The sequence below is a fragment of the Pseudomonas alliivorans genome (assembly GCF_017826695.1).
Classification (GTDB): domain Bacteria; phylum Pseudomonadota; class Gammaproteobacteria; order Pseudomonadales; family Pseudomonadaceae; genus Aquipseudomonas; species Aquipseudomonas alliivorans.
On the sequence record NZ_JAFFZW010000012.1, the window covers coordinates 108,034 to 122,785 of the forward strand.

19 protein-coding genes are annotated in these 14,752 nt (G+C 58.0%); 7 read left to right on the plus strand and 12 right to left on the minus strand.

The window, feature by feature from the left end:
* Positions 1-96: 96 nt before the first annotated feature.
* From JTJ32_RS23915 to JTJ32_RS23925, 3 genes are all read right to left on the minus strand, one after another.
* Positions 97-996, minus strand: a complete 900-nt coding sequence (locus JTJ32_RS23915) for a 1-acylglycerol-3-phosphate O-acyltransferase, YihG family (protein ID WP_184318532.1) — start codon at positions 994-996, stop codon at positions 97-99.
* A 62-nt stretch (positions 997-1,058) separates the two neighbouring features.
* Entirely contained in the window at positions 1,059-3,149 is a 2,091-nt protein-coding gene (pta, locus tag JTJ32_RS23920) for a phosphate acetyltransferase (protein ID WP_210043527.1), read from the minus strand.
* A gap of 77 nt (positions 3,150-3,226) precedes the next feature.
* The gene (locus tag JTJ32_RS23925) at positions 3,227-3,532 is read right to left on the minus strand and encodes a DUF3565 domain-containing protein (RefSeq protein WP_180274261.1); all 306 of its coding nucleotides are present in this window, start codon (positions 3,530-3,532) and stop codon (positions 3,227-3,229) included.
* Positions 3,533-3,545: 13 nt separating this feature from the next.
* On the opposite strand from JTJ32_RS23925, the gene JTJ32_RS23930 reads away from it, so the two are divergent.
* From JTJ32_RS23930 to JTJ32_RS23940, 3 genes are all read left to right on the plus strand, one after another.
* Entirely contained in the window at positions 3,546-4,031 is a 486-nt protein-coding gene (locus JTJ32_RS23930) for an FKBP-type peptidyl-prolyl cis-trans isomerase (protein WP_004885134.1), read from the plus strand.
* 131 nt (positions 4,032-4,162) lie between these two features.
* The gene (locus tag JTJ32_RS23935) at positions 4,163-4,651 is read left to right on the plus strand and encodes a glutathione peroxidase (RefSeq protein WP_099226916.1); all 489 of its coding nucleotides are present in this window, start codon (positions 4,163-4,165) and stop codon (positions 4,649-4,651) included.
* A gap of 177 nt (positions 4,652-4,828) precedes the next feature.
* Entirely contained in the window at positions 4,829-5,932 is a 1,104-nt protein-coding gene (locus tag JTJ32_RS23940; protein WP_099226915.1) for an NADH:flavin oxidoreductase, read from the plus strand.
* On the opposite strand, the gene JTJ32_RS23945 is transcribed toward JTJ32_RS23940, so the two are convergent.
* On the minus strand, positions 5,901-7,121 hold the full coding sequence (locus tag JTJ32_RS23945) for a glycosyltransferase family 4 protein (protein ID WP_210043529.1): 1,221 nt from the start codon (positions 7,119-7,121) through the stop codon (positions 5,901-5,903). The two genes, JTJ32_RS23940 and JTJ32_RS23945, sit on opposite strands and share 32 nt — an antisense overlap.
* Positions 7,122-7,444: 323 nt before the next feature.
* Between JTJ32_RS23945 and JTJ32_RS23950 the strand changes: the two genes are divergently transcribed.
* Together JTJ32_RS23950 and JTJ32_RS26485 are read left to right on the plus strand one after the other, a co-directional pair.
* Positions 7,445-7,726 carry a hypothetical protein gene (locus tag JTJ32_RS23950; protein ID WP_236059429.1) on the plus strand — a complete coding sequence of 94 codons (282 nt, stop codon included), beginning with the start codon at positions 7,445-7,447 and terminating at the stop codon, positions 7,724-7,726.
* The gene (locus JTJ32_RS26485; protein WP_236059421.1) at positions 7,687-7,869 is read left to right on the plus strand and encodes a flagellar protein FlhE; all 183 of its coding nucleotides are present in this window, start codon (positions 7,687-7,689) and stop codon (positions 7,867-7,869) included. Before JTJ32_RS23950 ends, JTJ32_RS26485 begins: the two co-directional genes overlap by 40 nt.
* Positions 7,870-7,911: 42 nt before the next feature.
* Here the strand turns inward: JTJ32_RS26485 and JTJ32_RS23955 are convergent, their stop codons facing one another.
* From JTJ32_RS23955 to cysZ, 3 genes are all read right to left on the minus strand, one after another.
* Entirely contained in the window at positions 7,912-8,652 is a 741-nt protein-coding gene (locus tag JTJ32_RS23955) for a hypothetical protein (protein ID WP_210043530.1), read from the minus strand.
* Between the two features lie 412 nt (positions 8,653-9,064).
* Positions 9,065-9,415 carry a hypothetical protein gene (locus JTJ32_RS23960; RefSeq protein ID WP_099226912.1) on the minus strand — a complete coding sequence of 117 codons (351 nt, stop codon included), beginning with the start codon at positions 9,413-9,415 and terminating at the stop codon, positions 9,065-9,067.
* Positions 9,416-9,585: 170 nt separating this feature from the next.
* Positions 9,586-10,347 (minus strand): sulfate transporter CysZ, encoded by a 762-nt coding sequence (gene cysZ, locus JTJ32_RS23965; RefSeq protein ID WP_099227006.1) that lies wholly within the window; start codon positions 10,345-10,347, stop codon positions 9,586-9,588.
* Between the two features lie 288 nt (positions 10,348-10,635).
* On the opposite strand from cysZ, the gene JTJ32_RS23970 reads away from it, so the two are divergent.
* Both JTJ32_RS23970 and trxB read left to right on the plus strand, forming a co-directional pair.
* Positions 10,636-11,235 (plus strand): peroxiredoxin, encoded by a 600-nt coding sequence (locus JTJ32_RS23970; protein ID WP_099226911.1) that lies wholly within the window; start codon positions 10,636-10,638, stop codon positions 11,233-11,235.
* Between the two features lie 141 nt (positions 11,236-11,376).
* Positions 11,377-12,339, plus strand: coding sequence for a thioredoxin-disulfide reductase (gene trxB / locus JTJ32_RS23975; protein ID WP_099226910.1), 963 nt, complete (start codon positions 11,377-11,379; stop codon positions 12,337-12,339).
* 62 nt (positions 12,340-12,401) lie between these two features.
* Here trxB and JTJ32_RS23980 read toward each other — a convergent pair whose 3' ends face one another.
* Genes JTJ32_RS23980 through folM form a run of 5 tightly spaced genes read right to left on the minus strand, consistent with a single transcriptional unit; the run spans position 12,402 to position 14,743 of the window.
* Positions 12,402-12,743: a HopJ type III effector protein gene (locus JTJ32_RS23980; protein WP_210043531.1), complete on the minus strand. Its 342-nt coding sequence runs from the start codon at positions 12,741-12,743 to the stop codon at positions 12,402-12,404.
* Positions 12,736-13,032: a DUF1244 domain-containing protein gene (locus JTJ32_RS23985; protein WP_007252642.1), complete on the minus strand. Its 297-nt coding sequence runs from the start codon at positions 13,030-13,032 to the stop codon at positions 12,736-12,738. The genes JTJ32_RS23980 and JTJ32_RS23985 overlap by 8 nt, the downstream gene beginning before the upstream one ends.
* A 44-nt stretch (positions 13,033-13,076) precedes the next feature.
* Positions 13,077-13,448 (minus strand): dihydroneopterin triphosphate 2'-epimerase, encoded by a 372-nt coding sequence (gene folX, locus JTJ32_RS23990; protein ID WP_043303061.1) that lies wholly within the window; start codon positions 13,446-13,448, stop codon positions 13,077-13,079.
* On the minus strand, positions 13,448-14,011 hold the full coding sequence (gene folE, locus JTJ32_RS23995; RefSeq protein ID WP_099226908.1) for a GTP cyclohydrolase I FolE: 564 nt from the start codon (positions 14,009-14,011) through the stop codon (positions 13,448-13,450). The genes folX and folE overlap by 1 nt, the downstream gene beginning before the upstream one ends.
* Before the next feature lie 21 nt (positions 14,012-14,032).
* Positions 14,033-14,743 (minus strand): dihydromonapterin reductase, encoded by a 711-nt coding sequence (gene folM / locus JTJ32_RS24000; protein ID WP_210043532.1) that lies wholly within the window; start codon positions 14,741-14,743, stop codon positions 14,033-14,035.
* Between the last annotated feature and the right edge of the window lie 9 nt (positions 14,744-14,752).

Here is a 14,752-nt window from a genome sequence, read left to right on the forward strand (position 1 = left end):
CATGCATCCCGGTACCCTCCGCGTCACATGGGGCTGGTCACACCGATACGTGAGAGCCTCGCGCATGGACGCGCCGCGTCCTGACAGGTGCGGTGGTTACCTGCGATATTGCTCGTGCATACGCTCCAGCAATTGGTCTTTCTCTTCCCACAGCGCATTGATCCACTGCTGGAATTCCAGGCGGTATTCACCGTCCTGGTCGTAATTCTTACCTACGAAGTGCTGCGGGATTTTGATTTCTTCGAAGTGGGCGACCACGTCTTTCACTCTGCCGCACAGCAAGTCCCAATAGCCCGGACGGCCAGCGGGGTAGTGAATGGTCACGTTGATGATCGATTCCAGTTGTTCGCCCATTGCATCCAGCACGAAGGCAATGCCGCCCGCCTTGGGTTTCAGCAAGTGGCGAAACGGCGAGTTCTGCTCGGCATGTTTGCCCGGCGTAAAACGCGTGCCTTCCGCGAAGTTGAAGATCCCCACCGGGTTATGGCGAAATTTCGCGCAGGTGCGGCGTGTGGTTTCCAGGTCCTTGCCTTTCTTTTCCGGGTGCCTGGCCAGGTACGCCTTGGAATAGCGTTTCATGAACGGAAAGCCCAATGCCCACCACGCCAGACCAATCACCGGTACCCAGATCAGTTGCTGCTTGAGGAAGAACTTCAAAGGCCGGATTCGACGATTCAACACGTACTGCAAGACCATGATGTCGACCCAGCTCTGATGGTTGCTGGTCACCAGGTACGAGTGCTTGTAGTCCAGGCCTTCGAGGCCGGTCAGGTGCCAGCGGGTGTTGCACAGCAGCCTGATCCACGCATTGTTGTTGCCGATCCAGGTTTCCTGAATGTGGCTCATCATCCAGTCGGTGAGGCGCTGGGCGGCAGAGAAGGGCAGGCAGATCTTGAAGATCGTGACCACGAACAGCACCGTGCAGCAGACGATGGTGTTCAGCGCCAACAGCAGCGAGGCAATGACGCCGCGCAATGGGGCAGGCAGGAAATCCATGAAGGATAAAGCTCCGCAGAAAGTGGGATGCCGCAGATTGGCCTGCGGCACCTGAATGTTCCTCAGGCCAGTGTGTCGGCCTGAATGGCAGTCAACGCAATGGTGTAAACGATGTCGTCGACCTGAGCACCGCGCGGCAGATCGTTGACCGGCTTGCGCAAGCCTTGCAGCATCGGCCCCAGGCTCACGCAGTCGGCACTGCGCTGCACGGCCTTGTACGTGGTGTTGCCGGTGTTCAGATCCGGGAACACAAACACGTTGGCGCGTCCTGCGACCGGGCTGTCAGGTGCCAGTTGCCGGGCGACGTGCTCGTTGGCGGCGGCATCATACTGCAGCGGCCCGTCGATCAATAGATCACGCTTGGTTTCGCGGGCCAGTTGCGTGGCTTCGCGGACCTTCTCGACCTCTTCACCACTGGCCGAGTTGCCGCTCGAATAGCTGATCATCGCCACGCGAGGCGAGATGCCAAATGCGATGGCGGAATCGGCGCTCTGAAGGGCAATCTCGGCCAGTTCGCTGGCGCTCGGGTGCGGGTTCATGATGCAGTCGCCATAGACCAGCACCTGCTCGGGAAACAACATAAAGAACACTGACGACACCAGCGTGCAGCCCGGCGCGGTCTTGATCAGTTGCAGTGCCGGGCGGATGGTGTTGGCAGTGGAGTGAACGACGCCCGACACCAGTCCGTCGACCTCATCCAGTGCCAACATGACCGTACCGATTACCACAGGATCTTCCAGCTGCTGCTCGGCCATGGGCGCGTTCAGGCTTTTGCTTCTGCGCAGATCCACCATCGGCGCAACGTAGCGTTCGCGAATCAGGTCCGGGTCGAGAATTTCCAGCCCCGGTGGCAGTTCGATGCCGTGGGCCTGTGCAACGGCATGCACTTCCTCAGGCTTGGCCAGCAGCACGCAGCGCGCAATGCCACGGGCCTGACAGATCGCCGCCGCCTGAATGGTTAACGGCTCGTTGCCTTCCGGCAATACGATGCGCTTGTTGGCTGCCTGCGCACGCTGGATCAACTGATAGCGAAATACCGCAGGTGACAGACGCAATTCGCGCGGTGTGCCGCAGCGCTGATGAAGCCACTGGGCATCCAGATGACTGGCGACGAAATCCGTGATGATTTCCGCACGTTCGCGGTCATCGATGGGGATTTCCTTGTTCAACTGATTGAGGCGGTTGGCCGTGTCGTAGGACCCGCTACTGACGGACAGCACCGGCAATCCCGCCTGCAACGCGCCGCGGCACAATTCCATGATGCGCGGGTCGGGTACGGTATCGCTGGTCAGCAACAGTCCCGCCAACGGCACGCCGTTCATGGCGGCCAGGCTCACCGCGAGAATGATGTCGTCGCGGTCGCCCGGCGTCACCACCAGCACGCCCGGCTTGAGCAGCGGCACCGTATTGAGCACGGTTCGCGCGCAGATGATGATCCGCGACATACGGCGCTGATCGTAATCGCCCGCGTTGAGTACCTGAGCGCCCAGCAGTTCGGCCACGTCGCGGGTACGCGGCGCGTTGAGTTCGGCCTGGTAGGGAATGCAGCCCAGCAGACGGAAATCGCCGTTGCGCAGCAGTGGCGAATGTTCCTTCAGACGAGCAGCGAAGACTTCCATGCTTTCGTCGGTGCGGACCTTGTTCAGGATGACGCCAAGTACCTTGGGGTCCTTGGGACCGCCGAACAACTGGGCCTGCAACTCGACCCGTCCGGACAGCTCGGTCAGCACTTCGTTTTCCGGCGCGGACACCAGAATCACCTCGGCATCCAGACTCTTGGCCAGGTGCAGGTTGACCCGCGCGGCATAGCTGGCGCTGCGCGTCGGCACCATGCCTTCGACCACCAGCACATCCTTGCCGACGGCTGCCTGCTGGTAGAGATTGATGATTTCCTCAAGCAGCTCGTCGAGCTGCCCGTCGCCCAGCATGCGTTCGACGTGCGCCAGAGCCAGTGGTTTGGGCGGTTTGAGGCCATGGGTGCGGGCCATCAATTCGGTGGAGCGTTCCGGGCCAAGATCGCCCGGATGCGGCTGGGCGATCGGTTTGAAAAAACCGACCTTCAGGCCGGCGCGCTCCAGAGTGCGCACCAGCCCGAGGCTGATGGAGGTCAACCCCACGCCAAAATCCGTGGGGGCGATGAAGAACGTCTGCATACTGGCTTCTCGATTGAGCAGTGCAAGGGGTGTGGCGAAGGTGAACAGCCGACAACCATAAAAAGACCGGGAACCGTCTAATGCGGATCCTCTTTGCCAAGACTATCGTTATCCGCAGCTTTCGCACACCAGCCGCAGTGAAAGCCCTGGCCTATTTTTTGTTGGCGTTGAACGGGGTCCAGCACCCAGGCGCGCGATTGCCACGGTGGCTGGTGACGAAGATGCTGAGTGTGCCCGCAGGACAGGGCTGCAACCCAGTGTCCATCCTCATCCTGCCGGAAACCGATAAGCGTTGAATTTTCCAATTGGGCCCGTCTGTCAGAGTTGCGTTCGCTTTCGGGCGATGGCTTGGTTAAACTTGCTCGTTCTTCAATCTTAAGCAAAGGTCTTGTCCCCATGCCGATCGCCGCCAATAAGGCTGTCTCCATTGACTATACCCTGACCAACGACGCTGGTGAGGTCATCGACAGCTCCACCGGTGGCGCGCCGCTGGTTTACTTGCAAGGTGCTGGCAACATCATCCCGGGCCTGGAAAAGGCGCTGGAAGGCAAGAATGTCGGTGACGAGCTGGATGTCGCCATCGAGCCGGAAGAGGCCTACGGCGAGTACTCCGCCGAACTGGTCAGCACCCTGAGCCGCAGCATGTTCGAAGGCGTCGACGAGCTTCAGGTCGGCATGCAGTTTCATGCTTCCGGCCCTGATGGCGGTATGCAGATCGTGACCATTCGCGACCTGGATGGCGACGACGTCACTGTCGACGGCAACCACCCGCTCGCCGGTCAGCGTCTTAACTTCAAAGTGAAAGTCGTGGACATTCGTGATGCCAGCGAAGAAGAAGTAGCTCATGGCCACGTTCATGGCGAAGGCGGCCATCATCACTGATTTGTGCTGCTAAGCTCAGATCACTGACAAAAGGCGCTCTGGCCGTTCTGCGATGACGACTTTCGTTACGCGTACGGTCAGTGCGCCTTTTCAGGTTCTGGCGCAAGGTTCGGGTTTCAAGGGGGTTCTTCATGAGTGCTTTTCACGACATCAAGCTGAAAGCGCTGGACGGCCAGGAGCTTTCACTGGCTCCGTTCAAGGACAAGGCGGTTCTGGTTGTCAATGTCGCTTCGAAGTGCGGGCTTACGCCGCAATATGCAGCGCTTGAGAACCTGTACCAGCAATACAAGGACAAGGGCCTGATGATTCTCGGCCTGCCGTGCAATCAGTTTGCAGGTCAGGAGCCGGGCACCGAGCAGGAAATTGCCGAGTTCTGCGAGCTCAATTACGGCGTGACCTTTCCGTTGGGCGAAAAGCTCGAGGTGAACGGGCCGCAACGTCACCCGCTGTATCGCCTGCTGGCGGGCGAAGGGGCCGAGTTTCCGGGTGACATCACTTGGAACTTCGAAAAATTTCTGGTTCGTAAAAGCGGGGAAGTGATTGCACGTTTCTCGCCGCGTACTGCGCCTGATGATCCTGCTGTCATTCTGGCAATCGAAAAAGCGCTGGGTCTGAACTGATCTGCGTTTCGGGTGGCCTGCAGCGCATTGGCCACCCCCTTGTCGTTACCACTTCTGTATGCCGATCAGTCAGATCAATAGTACTGGGCCTGCGCTCCCGGTCCACCCTATGCTGCGCCTCTGATCCGGCATTGTTCGCCGAATCGCCATCCCTTCAGCCTCGTCGGAGACCCGCGCATGCCGGTAAAAGCCTTGTTCAAACCCTTTCATCTGGGCAGCCTGGAATTATCGTCACGTGTGGTCATGGCGCCGATGACGCGCTCTTTTTCGCCAGGCCATGTGCCAAATTCGAAGGTGATCGAATACTACCGACGTCGCGCTGCAGCAGGCGTCGGGCTGATTATCACTGAAGGTACGACGGTGAATCACAAGGCTTCCAACGGCTACCCCAATGTTCCGCAATTCTTCGGTGAGGCACCGCTGGCGGGCTGGAAGAACGTGGTCGATGCCGTGCACGCCGAAGGCGGCAAGATCGCTCCGCAGCTCTGGCACGTTGGCGCGGTCCGTCGTCCTGGCACCGAGCCGGACGGCAGTGTGCCTGCCTACGGGCCGATGGAAAAGGTCAAGGACGGGCAAGTGCTGGTCCACGGCATGAGCAAGCAGGACATTGATGAAGTGGTGGCTGCGTTCGCGCAGGCTGCAGCGGATGCCAAGGCCATCGGCATGGATGGCGTGGAAATCCACGGTGCTCACGGCTATTTGATCGACCAGTTTTTCTGGGAGGGCAGCAACCAGCGCACCGACGAATACGGCGGCACTCTCGCCAACCGCTCGCGTTTTGCTATCGAATTGATTCAAGCGGTACGTGCTGCAGTCGGACCGGATTATCCGATCATCTTCCGTTTCTCGCAGTGGAAGCAGCAGGATTACACCGCGCGCCTTGTGCAGACGCCAGAAGCGCTAGGTGAATTCCTGCAGCCGCTGTCGGATGCGGGTGTGGATATCTTTCACTGTTCCACCCGGCGTTTCTGGGAACCTGAGTTCGAAGGTTCCGAGCTTAATCTGGCAGGCTGGACGCGCAAACTGACCGGCAAACCGACCATCACGGTCGGCAGCGTTGGCCTGGACGGCGAGTTTCTGCAATTTATGGTCAATACCGATAAGGTCGCTCAGCCGGCCAGCCTGGAAAACCTGCTGGAGCGGCTGGGCAACGACGAGTTCGATCTGGTCGCCGTAGGGCGTGCACTGCTGGTCGATCCCGATTGGGCTGTCAAAGTGCGCGAAGGGCGCGAGCAGGACATTCTGCCGTTCAGTCGAGAGGCACTGACGACGTTGGTCTGATGGTCTGACGAGCAGCCTTTGCGACCTCGACATCTGTCACACATTCCCGAGGTGTAGAGACGTCCAGCAGTTGCCGTTCGAATTGATCGATAATCGCAGCCCAGCCTTGACGACTCGCGTGCTGCCTGGCATTCAGGCGTACGCGGCGCAGGGTTTCGCTGTCTTCCAGCAGCCAGTGCGCGGCGTCTATAAATGCCGCTTCATCTCCGGGCATGGCCAGCGCGCCGTTATGGCCGTGACGAATATGCTGCCCGGCAGCCGCTTCATCGTAGGCGACCACGCCCAGGCCAGACGCCAATGCCTCAAGTACCACGTTCCCAAAGGTTTCAGTCAGACTGGGAAACAGAAACATGTCGCCTGACGCATAGTGCGTTGCCAGCCCCTCGCCACGTTGCGTGCCGCAGAAGATCGCCTCGGGTATCTGTTGCTCCAGCCACGCCCGCTGAGGCCCGTCGCCGACAATGATCAACTTGAGGTTGCGCTGCGGGTAACTCGCCTTCAATGTTTCGAAACTGGCTTTGAGCAGGCCCAGATTCTTTTCAGGTGCAAGTCTGCCGACATGAATCACGCCCGTATCATTCGCCCCCAGGCCCCAGCTTTCGCGCAAGGCCTGTGAGCGCCGCGAAGGGTGAAACAACTGGCTGTCCACGCCCCGCGACAGCAGCTCGATCCGCTCGAAACCGCGCCGCTCCAACTCCACCTTCTGGCTGACGCTGGGCACCAGCGTGACCCGCGAACGATTGTGGAACCAGCGCAGGTAATGGGTGATCAGGCGAGTGATAAAGCCCATGCCGTACTGCTGCGTGTATTGAGGGAAATTGGTGTGGAAGCCGCTTACCACTGCAATGCCCAGTCGTCTGGCGGCTCTTAACGCTGAAAGCCCCAGCGGTCCCTCGGTGGCGATATACAGGACATCCGGCCGTTTGCGCTGCCAGCGGCGCAGCAGCTTGTGCATCGAAGACTGCCCCCACTGCAATCCCGGATAGCCCGGAATCGGCCAGCCCCGGCAGAGCATCAGGTCATCGGCCGCCCCCGACACCGCTTCTTCACTCTGACGCGGACGGATCAATTCGACCTTGTGTCCGCGCAAACGCAAACCGTCACACAGTCGCCCCAAGGTGTTGGCGACGCCATTGATCTCGGGTGTGAAGGTCTCGGTGATAAGGGTGACATGCAAGGATTGGCTCATGAGAAGAGTGTCGGCCGAAGACGTGTCGGTTATGTGGCGGGTATGTGATGGATTTGTGATCGGTTGGCAAGCGGGGTGCCAATTGCGGATACGGGATTCGGCCTGTCCTGTTCAAGACCGTTTATTGGCAGGACTACATCGCTTTAACTTTTTGCCTTTGACGGTGTGGGTTTTTTTCTCTAAGTAGTTTGCGGTATTTATTTAAGGTTATTTTATTGATCTTTTGAGTAACGTCGGGTTGTCGGATTTATATCCGTTCATCCATACAGTCGTCCGGCAGTGTCCGGGTAACTGTGTATAGACATGACTCAAGGATTGAAGGCATGAAGTTTGACTTTAAAAAGTCGAAGCGTATTCGCTCGGCCGCAGTCATTGCATGGGCGCTTTGCGTTTTTTCAGGAACCACGACAGCGGGCAGTTATCAATCGTCGGTGAGGTTGCCGGTGATTCATTCAAAAGACTATTTATACAAGGCGGATTTGCCTGTTGGCAGAGGTGTGCCACCGGGAGCGGTGATTAAAAAAATTTCAGCTGGAACTGGAATGTCACGGGGTGGCCGAGTGGCATGGAGGTTTACTTGTGTCAGGTGCCAAGCACGTGCGTGAATATTTCTCGTCAGCGGCAGGGTTCAACGGTCAACTTCAATGGGCGATTCGCAGACAGGCTCTTTTCTTATGCGCTTAGGGTGGGTGCGGGCGGGCAAACTCCGGTTGCCGGAAACTTAGGCAGCATTACGGTGACCTGGTAGCCAAGAGGCCCCGCCTTGCGAGCCGCTCGGTCGGTGCTTACTTCACCAGTTGGCCATCTTTTTGAAGCGATCAGGCAGGTTGTCATGGAAGCTCATTAATTTCTTTACTATATCTAGATCGGATGTTCCCTTTGAGACCTCTGTTTCATAGAGTTGCTTTCGCTGCTCTTTGACAGCGTGGAGCATGTTTGAAAAATAAACGGCTGACTCTTGGGTGACAGGTTCGCCTGTCGCATGGTATCGAATGATCGGATAGTCCGAGAGGTCAAGAAGTTCGAGGTTCATTGTGTTGTGCATAAAATCATTAACAAGAACCTTGAGCTCTGCTGGGTTCTCGCTTGCGTGCTTCACGCGATACTTCTGAGCTGCGCCGTTGGATTCAAACTCACGGCCCGATACGTAAGGCGGGTGTGCGTTTGCGCTCAACGCCAGTCTCTGCGGCTGACTGCGATTTGACTCGGTCTCTATAGCTCCTCTTGGCTGAGCCGCCGCGTAAACGGGGACACTCTCCAGCGCCGCAGGCCTGGCCGAAATCCCCTTTTCTTCAACCGCAGACCTGCGCTGCGCCAAGCCCATGTTCTGCATAAACACTGAAGAGCGCGGTTGAGTCAGGCGATTCAGTGTCGCGGACGCAGGCGGTATGGAGGTGCGGGCATTTGAGGACTCAACCCCTTTCAATACCTGAGCAAATGGGCCTGAACGGGGGGGCAGCGTTTTCTCAAGTGCGGCTGACTGACGTGTCTGGCTTCGCCGTGAAGTGGCTGTAGAGGTGTCTATTTCCATGGTAATGCTCTCCTGTTGGTTGAAACAGGTAGAGCAAGTCGAATGCCAGTTTTCCGGGTTTTTCAGGTCCTACAGAAGTTCGCCGAGTAAATTCGGTTATATATTTTTTAGTCCTACATACACTTCCTACATCGTGGCATGTTGAGGAGAGACAAAAAATTGCCGTTCAAGGTGAATCGTTGCCGACGCATGAAGATTATGGACAAACACCGCACCTGTGAGCGGCAAAAAAGACGCGCCTCTTGTTGGACAACGTTTGAAAGGTGGTGAGGGAGGTTGCTATCACACGGTAGGTTCACCGCCGAATTCGTAACAGTACACCTTGTTTGAAACACTCTGCCGGGCAAGTCCTGGACTGTGTCCGGCAGGGTCCTTTGGCAGCGGAAAATCCTGTGGTCAGGAAGCAGAATCGTTAACCCAGGTCAGCGACCAGTTGTTCGATCAGTCGGTAGACCGTTTCCAGGTCAGGTTCGGCAACGCGGTGTTCTTCGGCGAAGGAATATGCTTCGCTGAAAAGGCCGACACTGGGCGAAAGGACGAAGCCCGCATCATTTTCATAGACGCAGTCCCAGGCTTCCTGGCTGATGGATTTGGAGAAAATCACCAGCCGCTCTTCCTGATTGTTAATGGCATTGATGTACAGTTTTTCCGGGTCGACCGACCATTCGGCCAGTTCATTGACCAGAAACGCCCGGATCATTTCCTTGATTTCCTCGGCGTTGTTTTGCTTCGCGATGACATTCGGGTGGTTTTGGGTATTCATGATTTAACGTCCTTGTTAAGTTCATGTGCGTCATGCTTTCCAGAGTATGGCTTCACATGAATGGATGGGGTGAGGCCTTATTAAACCGCCAGAGCGGCAGTGAAGTGTCATGCATAGTTGTCGTCTTCAGTTATCTGCCGGGCAGGACGCCCGGCATCTGCGCCTGAGTATCAGGTCCGGGCCACGGATGTCGGCAACGCGTCAGCACCGCGCTCGCGCACCCAGAATAACGTCGCACCTGCCACCGCTGCGGGCATCATCAGGATGTTGACCACCGGAATCAGCAGCGCAACGTACACGATCCCGCCGAAGCTCAGGCTCTGCCAACGCTTGCTCTTGAGCCAGGCCAGCATTTCGTTCCAGCCCAGTTTGTGGTTGTCGGCGGGGTAGTCGATGTACTGGATCGCCATCATCCACACCCCGAACAGCAGCCACAGCGGCGCGGCAATGATGTTGACGACCGGGATGAAGGACAGGACAAACAGCCCCAGCATACGTGGCAACATGTAGCCCAGCTTGCGGGCCTCGCGGGCCAGGGTGCGCGGCACCATGGCAACCAGTTCGGTCCAACTGAACGCCGGAGAGTCATCCACGCCGCGCACCACGGCCTCGACCTTCTCCGACAGAAAGCCGTTGAACGGTGCAGCGATGATGTTGGCGACCATGGTGAAGGTGAAGAACACCATCAATAGCACCAGCGCGACGAACAGTGGCCACAGGATGTAACTGAGAAAGCTCAGCCAGTGGGGAAGCGTTGGCATGAACGCGTCGACCCAGAGTTCGAACTGATGTATCGCCAGATAGATCACACCACAAAACAGCACCAGATTGATGCTTAGCGGCAGTAGAACGAACAGGCGCAGTCCAGGGCTCAGAACCAGTTTCAGGCCTTCGCTGAGGTATTGCGGGCCGGTGAGGGCGGGAGCAGGCATGGCAGCCTCCGGAAGCTTGAAAGGCGTGACCTTACCGGCTTTGAGGTGGCCGTGAAAGAGCCGCTTGCAAGGGTTTCTGGCCAGCACCTTATGACTCGCCATCCCAACCGCGATCGATGGATGGAGTCGTCTGGCAACAGCCTTATAAACAGTGTGGGCACGTGGTGGGCGTTCTATAGAAGTGACCTATGAGGTGGATTGTGAAACGATATTTCCTTACTCTTTCCCACCCCGATAGGCTTGTCAGCAATTTCAGGACCTGTCCTTTCAATTTTCATGGAGTAATCAATGAGCGTACTGGTAAACAAGCTAGCCCCGGATTTCGACGCAGCAGCAGTATTGGGTGACGGTTCCATCGTCGATAGCTTCAAGCTGTCCTCGCTGCGCGGCAAATACGTGGTCTTGTTCTTCTGGCCGCTGGACTTCACGTTTGTCTGCCCTTCGGAAATCATTGCCCACAACAACCGCATCGCCAAATTCCGCGAGCTGGGTGTTGAAGTGGTTGGCGTTTCCATCGATTCGCAATTCACTCACTTCGCGTGGCGCAGCACCCCGGTGGAAAAAGGCGGCATCGGCGAAGTCGAGTTCACCATGGTGGCCGACGTCAAACACGAGATCACTCGCGCCTACGGCATTGAGCACGATGACGGTGTTGCACTGCGTGCCTCGTTCCTGATCGACAAGGCGGGCGTCGTTCAACACCAGGTGGTGAATAACCTGCCGCTGGGCCGTGACGTGGACGACATGGTGCGTCTGGTCGAAGCGCTGCAGTTCACTGAAGAGCACGGCGAAGTCTGCCCGGCAGGCTGGCGTCCCGGCCAGAAAGGGATGAAGGCGGATGCCCAGGGCGTTGCCGACTATCTGGCATCCAACGCCACGAGCCTCTAACTGATTGTGCCGATCCGGCTGACGGTCGGATCGGCGCAGCAGAATTTTCAGGATGGCTGAGCGGTCTCGGATTTCTCAGCCATCCTTACTTATCCAGCCGTTCCGACCGCGGCGTAAACGGTCGGTCGATAGGAGTGTGTCATGTCAGACGTACGTCATTCCCGAGTGATCATTCTCGGTTCCGGCCCTGCCGGTTACAGCGCTGCGGTGTACGCCGCACGTGCCAACCTCAAGCCGCTGCTCATCACCGGCATGCAGGCTGGCGGTCAGCTGACCACGACCACTGAAGTCGATAACTGGCCGGGCGACCCCCATGGCCTGACTGGTCCGGTACTGATGGAGCGTATGCGCGAGCACGCCGAGCGTTTCGAGACCGAGATCGTGTTCGATCACATCAACTCGGTCGATCTGGCGGGCAAGCCATTCAGCCTGCAGGGCGACAGCGCAACCTACACCTGCGACGCGTTGATCATCGCAACCGGTGCCAGCGCGCGTTACCTGGGCCTGCCATCGGAAGAAGCGTTCATGGGCAAGGGCGTTTCTGCCTGCGCGACTTGCGACGGCTTCTTCTATCGCAATCGTGAGGTGGCAGTGGTCGGTGGTGGCAACACGGCCGTTGAAGAGGCGCTGTACCTGGCCAACATCGCGAGCAAGGTGACGCTGGTTCACCGTCGCGAGACCTTCCGCGCCGAGAAGATCCTGATCGACAAGCTGCATGCGCGTGTCGCTGAAGGCAAGATCGAGCTCAAGCTCAACGCCACGCTGGATGAGGTCCTGGGCGACAATATGGGCGTGACCGGTGCCCGCCTTAAAAACAACGACGGCACCAGCGACGAGCTGAAAGTCGACGGCGTGTTCATCGCCATTGGCCATACGCCTAACACCTCGCTGTTCGACGGCCAGTTGGCATTGAAAGACGGCTACATGGTTGTGCAGGGTGGCCGTGAAGGCAACGCGACTGCCACCAGTGTCGAAGGTGTGTTCGCTGCGGGCGACGTGGCAGACCACGTTTACCGTCAGGCAATCACCTCGGCCGGCGCAGGCTGCATGGCTGCACTGGACGTTGAGCGTTATCTGGACGGCCTGGCAAACGCCTCGTTCTGAGTGCGTTTTTCAGGTGTAAAAAAACCGGCCTTGTGCCGGTTTTTTTGTAGGGCGTAGCTGTTTCAGCCTTTACGTTTCAACGGTTCACCTTCGAACTTCACACCTGCCAGGCCATGCTTGATCAGGGCGCGAATGTTGCCGTGGTCGCTGCCCTCGGGTGTTGCGAGTACCGAACGGTAGTGTTCGCCGAATGCCAGTAACGCTTCTTCGTCGCTCAGACCTTCCAGCAGGACCATGCCCAGGGTTTTGCACGAGCCTTCATTCTGACCGGCAGCGTTGTCGACATCTCCGTTACGGAACGCCTGTGGCTGGTAGTCGTAGGTGTCGGCGATGAAGGCGAGGGTGTCGGCAAACGCGTGTTCGCCGCTGCGCAGGCGGGTACGCAGGGAGTCAAGGTCAGTCATGCTTGGGTTCCTTGGCGAAGGCCGCCTGTTGCTCGGCGCTGGCTTCTTTCTGGTACTGGGCTTTCCACTCGCTGTACGGCATGCCATAAACCACTTCGCGGGCGTCATCGAGGCTGATGTCGATGTGTTTCTCGTCGGCCGCAGCCTTGTACCACTTGGACAGGCAGTTGCGGCAGAAGCCGGACAGGTTCATCAGGTCGATGTTCTGGACATCCTTGCGGCTGTCCAGATGCGCGACCAGTCGGCGAAAGGCGGCGGCTTCCAGTTCGAGGCGTTCTTGCTCGGTCATGACGGGCTCTTTTCAGTCAGTAAAGTCGCGTCATGATAAGAGTTTCAGCGTTGACCGGCGAGCGTGATCGAGACTGACTCGGCAAAACGCAGCGCATGTGGCTTGTCGACTTCCACTTCGGCGTACGTCACCGCCTCATGGCTCATGACCAAGTCCAGCACTTCCTGGGTCAGCCGCTCAAGTAGCGCGAAGCGATTGCCTTCGACGTGCTGAATGATCGCCTTGGTGATGGTGCGGTAGTTGAGCGCGTGCTCGATATCGTTGTCGCGCACCGCTTCCTGAGCCACGTACAGAATCGTCAGGTTGATCAGCACGTCCTGCTTGTTGAGGATCTCGTCTTCATTGATACCGATGAACGTGCGCAGGCGCAAGTCCTTGACGCGAATGCGCGCGGTGCCGGGTTCCAGTCGGGCCATTACTGTTTGCTCCTTCCGATCAATTGCAGAAACTCCATGCGCGTGGTGCTGGACTCGCGGAATGAACCCAGCATCACCGACGTGTTCATGGTCGAGTTCTGTTTCTCCACGCCGCGCATCATCATGCACATGTGTTTGGCTTCGATCACGACCGCAACACCGGATGCACCGGTCACTTCCTGAATCGCTTCGGCGATCTGGCGGGTCAGGTTTTCCTGAATCTGCAGGCGTCGGGCGAACATGTCGACGATGCGGGCGATCTTCGACAGACCCAGTACCTTGCCGGTCGGAATGTACGCGACATGTGCCTTGCCGATGAAGGGCAGCAGGTGGTGCTCGCACAGCGAATAAAGCTCGATGTTCTGGACGATGACCATCTCGTCGTTGTCGGACGCGAACAGGGCGCCGTTGACGATCTCTTCAACGCTCTGCGTATAACCATGACACAGATACTGCATCGCCTTGGCGGCACGCTTGGGAGTATCCAGAAGGCCTTCGCGTTCCGGGTCTTCACCGAGGCCGACCAGAATGTCTCGATAATGCTGTGGCAGGGATAAGCTCATCAGATTGATCCTCGGGGCGGCCTACTTGACGTGCCGTCCACCGTTTACGGTCAGTGTGGTGCCGGTGACATAAGTGGAGTCCAGAAGATAACGCAGGCTCTGGTAGATCACTTCTGCACCCGGCTCTATGCCCAGCGCCGATTTGGCGAGGACGTTGGCGCGGTACGCTGCGTCGTCCGTGGGTTGAAACATCAGCAATGCCGGAGCAATGCCGTTGACCTTGATGCGCGGTGCAAACCGTGCGGCAAACGACAGGGTCAGGCTTTCCAGGCCTGCCTTGCTGGCGCAATACGCGATGTGCTTGCTGCTGCCCTTGCGAGTGACGTCATCGCTGATGTGAACGATGTCGGCCACCTCGCTGGCGTGCAGCAACGGCGCGCAGTGCAGGTTGATCAGGTAGGGCGCAAGCATGTGTACGCTGAACATGCGGGTAAATTGCCCGGCTTCATCGCCGGGTGTTTCAGCGAGCCACTCGGAGGCGTTATGCACGATGGCTCGCAAACTGTCGGTGCGGTCTTTCAGCTCTGCAACGAATGCCAGGATGCCTGCCTCGCTGGAGAAATCGCCCTTCAGCGTTATAGCTCCAGCCCGGCGCAATTCATCAATGCCCGGCCGTTCACTGCGGTAGCTGATGATGACCGGTTGTCCTTGCTCCAGCAGGCGCTGCGCACAATGCAGGCCCACTCGCTGACTGGCGCCGGTGATCAGGATCGGTGCAGAAGAAAATTCCATCGGCAGTTC